This is a genomic window from Micromonospora sp. AMSO12t (genome assembly GCF_008806585.1).
GTDB lineage: Bacteria > Actinomycetota > Actinomycetes > Mycobacteriales > Micromonosporaceae > Micromonospora > Micromonospora reichwaldensis.
In genome coordinates this window covers 1-4,981 of sequence record NZ_WAAS01000372.1, presented here as the reverse complement: position 1 = coordinate 4,981, position 4,981 = coordinate 1, and the positions used below count along the sequence as shown (strand labels likewise).

Here is a 4,981-nt window from a genome sequence, read left to right as displayed (position 1 = left end):
CGCCCTGCCCCCGTTGCTGCCCCGGACCGCCGGGGCGGGCGCCGCCCGGGCCGACGGGACGACCACCGAGGTCCCAGTCCTCGGCGGCGGTGGCGGCGACGGCGCGGGCGTCGGCCCAGGAGCGTACGGCGTCGATGCGTTCCGCCTGGGTGACACTGAGCGGCACCATGCTGACCAGTGCCCGGACCAGGTCGTCGCGGCGCAGCGGACGCCGTTCGGCGAAGGCGTCGAAGAGCCCGCCGACGACGGCCTGCTCGATCTCGGCCCCCGAGTAGCCCTCGCTGAGTCCGGCGAGTTCGCCGAGCAGGGCGTCGTCGGGCGTCAGGGCACCGGCGACGGCCGGGTTGCGCAGCCGCCGGGCGAGGTGGACCCGCCAGATCGACGCGCGTTCCGCGCGGGTCGGCAGGTCGACGAAGAAGATCTCGTCGAAGCGCCCCTTGCGGAGCAGTTCCGGGGGCAGCCGTTCGAAGTCGTTGGCGGTCGCGATGACGAAGACGGGCCGGGACTTCTCCTGCATCCAGGTCAGGAAGGAGCCGAAGACCCGGGCGGAGGTGCCGGAGTCGTTGGCCCCGCCGACGAAGCCCTTCTCGATCTCGTCGACCCACAGCACGCAGGGTGCGGTCGCCTCGGCGGTCCGGATGGCGGTGCGCATGTTCTGCTCACTCGACCCGACGAGCCCGGCGAAGACCCGGCCGACGTCCAGCCGCAGCAGCGGCAGGCCCCAGGCCGAGGCGATCGCCTTCGCGGTCAGCGACTTGCCGCAGCCGGGCACGCCGGTGATCAGGACGCCCCGGGGCGCGGGCAGCCCGTACGCCGCCGCCTCGGCCAGCCAGGAACCGTCCCGCTTGGCCAGCCACCGCTTCAGGTTCTCCAGCCCGCCGACGTCGGCGAGGTCGACCGGGGCGTCGACGAACTCCAGCAGCCCCGACTTGCGTACGGTCTGCCGCTTCTCCTCGTGCACGACCGCGAGGTCTCTGCCGTCGAGCACGCCGTCGTTGACCATGGCGCGGGCGAACGCGTTCTCCGCCTCGTGCAGGGTGAGCCCGAGGGCCGCCTTGGCGAGCCGTTCCCGGCCGAGGTCGTCCAGGGCGACGCGGATCCGGCCGCCGGCGGAGTTGGCGGCGATCATGCCGTCGAGCACCCGCCGGATCTCCGTCTCGGTGGGCAGCGGGAAGTCGATGATCGTCACGTCCTTCTCCAGCTCCACCGGGATGTGCAGCACCGGCGAGACCAGGACGAGGGTGCGCGGCACCGGGCCGGCCTTGAAGGCCGCCACCACGTCCCGCAGCCGGCGGACCACGCCGGGGGTGCCCGGCCGGTCGCTGCTGCCGTGCGCCGGGTGCAGGTCCTTGAAGATCAGCACGCTGGGGTGGTCGAGGCGCAGCACGGCGGCCAGCGCGTCCTCCGGGTCGGTGGTGCCCTTGCGGGCGACGCCGTCGGGTTGCACGAGCCCCGTCGTCAGCGACCAGGTCCACACCGCCCGTGGCGTGCGGACGAGGGTGGCGTCCCGGGCGACGGCGCAGACCTCGGCGACCACCCGCTGTTCCTCGGACGACTCGACGTAGAGGACCGGGAAGCGCGCCTTGAGCATCTGCGACAGTGCGTCACGGAACGGCACCACCACCGTCGCCCCCTCCCACCCCACCGACGAGCAGCGCGACTCTAACAGCCCCGCCCACCGCCCACTCCGGCGTCGATCATGGGATTGCCGGCGGGGATTCCGGCATTTCCCTCCGCCAACCTTGTGGTCGCCGGCGGGGGTCAGGCGGTGAGGATCAGGATGGCCAGGATCGCCAGGAGGGCCGAGAACGCCGCCGAGGTCAGCCGCCGCCACGGCGGTGCGCCGCCCAGCGACGGCAACCCCCGCCAGCGGTACGCGGCCAGGACGATCCCCGCCGCCGAGACGCCGGCGCCGAGCGGCCAGAGCCAGCCGGGAACCATCGACCAGTCGCCCAGCCGGTGGCCGAGGGCGGGGTAGAGCACCGCCCAGGCGACGGCGGGCGCCAGGGTCAGCCGGTCGGGGGCCCGGCGGGTGGTGCCGAGCAGGCTCAGCCCGCCGAGGAAGGTGAGCACCACCGCGAGCCCGGCGCCGATCCAGACGGGTAGCGGCGGGCCGTCGCCGTCGGCGTCCCGCGCCGGCACGCCGAGCAGCCGCAGCCCGATCGGCTCGACGCCCTTGGCGGTGTTGCCGAGCACCACCACGCCCCGCCCGGTGGCCCGCTCGAAGCCCAGGTAGGCGTGGAAGCCGCCGGTGGCGCCGTTGTGCCAGACGATCTCGCGGTCGCCGTACCGGGTGGTGAACCAGCCGTAGCCGATCCGGTTGCGGTCGTCCTCGGTGAAGCGCGGGGTGGCCGCGTCGGCGCCGGGCGCGGTGCCGGCGAGCGTCGCGCCGAGCAGCCGGGCCAGGTCCCCGGCGGTCGACCAGGGGCCGACTCCGGCTGGCGCGTAGCCGCCGCTGACCCAGGCCTCGACCGCGCGGCCGCCGGCCGTGGAGCCCTCGGCGCGCCCGGGCGGCAGGGCGTCGGCGTCGGTCGCCACCACGGTCGACGTCATGCCGAGCGGTCGCAGCAGCTCACGGTCGAGCAGTTCCGGGTACGACGTGCCGGCCCGGGTGGCGAGCGCCTGCCCGAGCAGCGCAACGCCGAGGTTCGAGTAGTGGACCTCTCCGCGCCCGTCGCCGGGCTCCTCCTCGCCGGCGGCGTCGAGCAGCCACCCGGCGTCCCGGCCGGCGTAGGGGTTGCCGCCGGTGAGGTTCGCCCACCAGGCCCCGACCAGGTCCCCGACCGAGGTGGTCGCGAGGCGGGGCAGGCCGGAGCGGTGGCTGGCCAACTCGGCGAGGGTCGCCTCGCGGGTGGGCCCGCTCAGCTCGGGCAGCACGGCGCCGACCGGGTCGTCGGGGCGTACCGCGCCGGTCGCGGCCTGCCGGGCGAGGAGCATCCCCGTCATCACCTTGGTGATCGAACCGATCTCGAACGGGGTGCCGGGCTCCACCGGGCGGCCGGCCCGGTCGCGGTCGCCCAGGCCCGCGGTGCGGACGCGGCCGTTCTCCAGCACGGCGACGGCGAGGCCGCGGTGGCCCCCGGCGTCGGGCAGCGCCGCGCGGACGTCGGCGGCCAGCGAAGTGTCGCCGGTGCTCTGCCGGGTCAGCCGGGGCTCACGCGGCATGATCCCGAGGGCCGCGACGGCGCCGACGAGACCGACGATCAGGGCGAGGACGATCGGCTTGCGCATGGTGCTTCCCTCCGTCGGGTGCTTTCGGCGGGTCGGCGCCCACCGGACCGGGCGGGCTTCGACCGGGCGGCGGGGTGCGGCGGGTCAGCGGCGGGTGGCGGTGAGGATGGCCAGCAGCGGCACGACCCGCTCGGCCGGGACGGCGTAGTGGCCCCGGCCGGCGCTGCGCAGCCAGCCGGCGGCGGTGAGCTGGCGCAGGTGGTGGTGCAGCTGGCCGGTGGTGCCGAGGCCCTCAATCTCGGCCAGCTCGCCGGTGCCGTGCCGGCCGCCGAGGATCTCCCGCAGCAGGCGCAGCCGCACCGGGTGCGCGAGGGCGGTCAGCACGCCGGCCAGTTCCGTCCAGTCGCCGGCGAGCACGTCGTCGACCATGAGGCCGTACTGCCAGTCGTAGCGCTGGTCGTCGAGGCGGACGGTGCCGGTGTAGAGCACCGCGCCGCCGCCGTCGGCCGGGATCCGTTGCTTCAGCCCGTCGAGCGCCCAGAAGGCGTCGCCGGTCGCCGGGGGCGCCTCGGCCGGGGGCGGCTCCGCCCCGATTCGCTCCGTCAGGGCCGCGACCTGCGCCTCCAGCGCGCTCAGCCGCTCCTCGATCTCCGCCATACGTCGATAGTACGAACTTACGTAGTTACGTGCAAAGGCGGACCGCCGGAGCGGGTGCCGCGCCGGTCCGCCGGCCCGCTACCGTTCCCGGTCTGGGGAGGTGCCGGTGTACGTCGTATCGGTGATCAATTACAAGGGCGGGGTCGGCAAGACCACCGTCACCGCCAACCTCGGTGCCGAGCTGGCCAACCGCGGGATGAAGGTGCTGCTCATCGACCTCGATCCGCAGGCCAGCCTCACCTTCGGCTTCTACGACCCCGACGACTGGCGGGACCGGCTGCGCGACGGCCGGACGGTGAAGCGCTGGTACGACGGCCTGCGCGGGGACACCCCCGCGACGACCCTGGGCGAGCTGGTCGTCTCCCCCGGCCCGGCCAACGCGCGACTCAGCGGCGCCGGCCGACTCGACCTGATCGCGTCCCACCTCCAGCTCGTCGACATCGACCTGGCGCTGGCCCGGGCGGTGGCCGACGGCGACGAGTACGACGCCGAACTGTTCCGGGTGCGCGGCTCCCTGGCCGAGGGGCTGCACGACGACGCGCTCGGCGGCTACGACATGGTGCTGATCGACTGCCCGCCGAACTTCAACGTGGTCACCCAGTCGGCCATCATCGCCAGCGACCACCTGCTCATCCCGGCGAAGGCCGACTACCTGTCCACGCTGGGCATCGACTACCTGCACGGCAACGTCCGGGAACTGGTCGACCAGTACAACGCCGACGCCCGCCGGTTCGCCACCACCCGCCGGCACCACAAGGTCGCCCCCGACGTGGCCGGCGTGGTGTTCACGATGATCCAGCTCATGGCGCAGCGGCCCATCGCCGCCCACCAGGGCTACATGGACCAGGTCCGGGCGCTCGGCCTGCCGGTCTTCCCCACCCCGCTGCGGGAGAACGTCACCGTGTTCGCCACGAACACCCCGCGCGGCGTGCCCGTGGTGCTCCGCGACCGGATCGCCACCCCGGCGGTCCGCGACGAGCTGCGCCGGCTCGCCACCGAGTTCCTCGACCACCTCCAGCCCGAGCGGGCCGGGGCGTGACAGACCCGACCCGCGACGTCGCCGACCTGGTGACCGCGCTGCTCCGGGGGCTGCCCGCCGCCGACCTCGCCGCCCTGGCGGAGGGGCGGGCCCGGCTCGCGGTGGTACCGGTCG

4 protein-coding genes are annotated in these 4,981 nt (G+C 74.8%); 1 reads left to right on the top strand and 3 read right to left on the bottom strand.

Translation table 11 applies throughout. From position 1 onward, the window contains the following. The 3 genes from F6X68_RS30580 to F6X68_RS30570 all read right to left on the bottom strand — a co-directional run. Positions 1-1,624: AAA family ATPase (locus F6X68_RS30580; RefSeq protein WP_151457500.1), on the bottom strand; the 1,624-nt coding region annotated here is incomplete at its 3' end. A 137-nt stretch (positions 1,625-1,761) separates the two neighbouring features. After that, positions 1,762-3,231 (bottom strand): serine hydrolase, encoded by a 1,470-nt coding sequence (locus F6X68_RS30575; RefSeq protein WP_151457499.1) that lies wholly within the window; start codon positions 3,229-3,231, stop codon positions 1,762-1,764. Positions 3,232-3,315: 84 nt separating this feature from the next. Beyond that, on the bottom strand, positions 3,316-3,828 hold the full coding sequence (locus F6X68_RS30570) for a helix-turn-helix transcriptional regulator (protein WP_151457498.1): 513 nt from the start codon (positions 3,826-3,828) through the stop codon (positions 3,316-3,318). A 106-nt stretch (positions 3,829-3,934) separates the two neighbouring features. Here F6X68_RS30570 and F6X68_RS30565 point away from each other — a divergent pair, with 106 nt between their 5' ends. Continuing rightward, positions 3,935-4,867 (top strand): ParA family protein, encoded by a 933-nt coding sequence (locus F6X68_RS30565; RefSeq protein WP_132233766.1) that lies wholly within the window; start codon positions 3,935-3,937, stop codon positions 4,865-4,867. Positions 4,868-4,981 lie beyond the last annotated feature (114 nt).

Excerpts from the sequence above, each read along its gene's own strand:
- F6X68_RS30575 (WP_151457499.1), bottom strand. The coding sequence starts at position 3,231 with ATGCGCAAGCCGATCGTCCTCGCCCTGATCGTCGGTCTCGTCGGCGCC.
- F6X68_RS30570 (WP_151457498.1), bottom strand. The coding sequence starts at position 3,828 with ATGGCGGAGATCGAGGAGCGGCTGAGCGCGCTGGAGGCGCAGGTCGCG.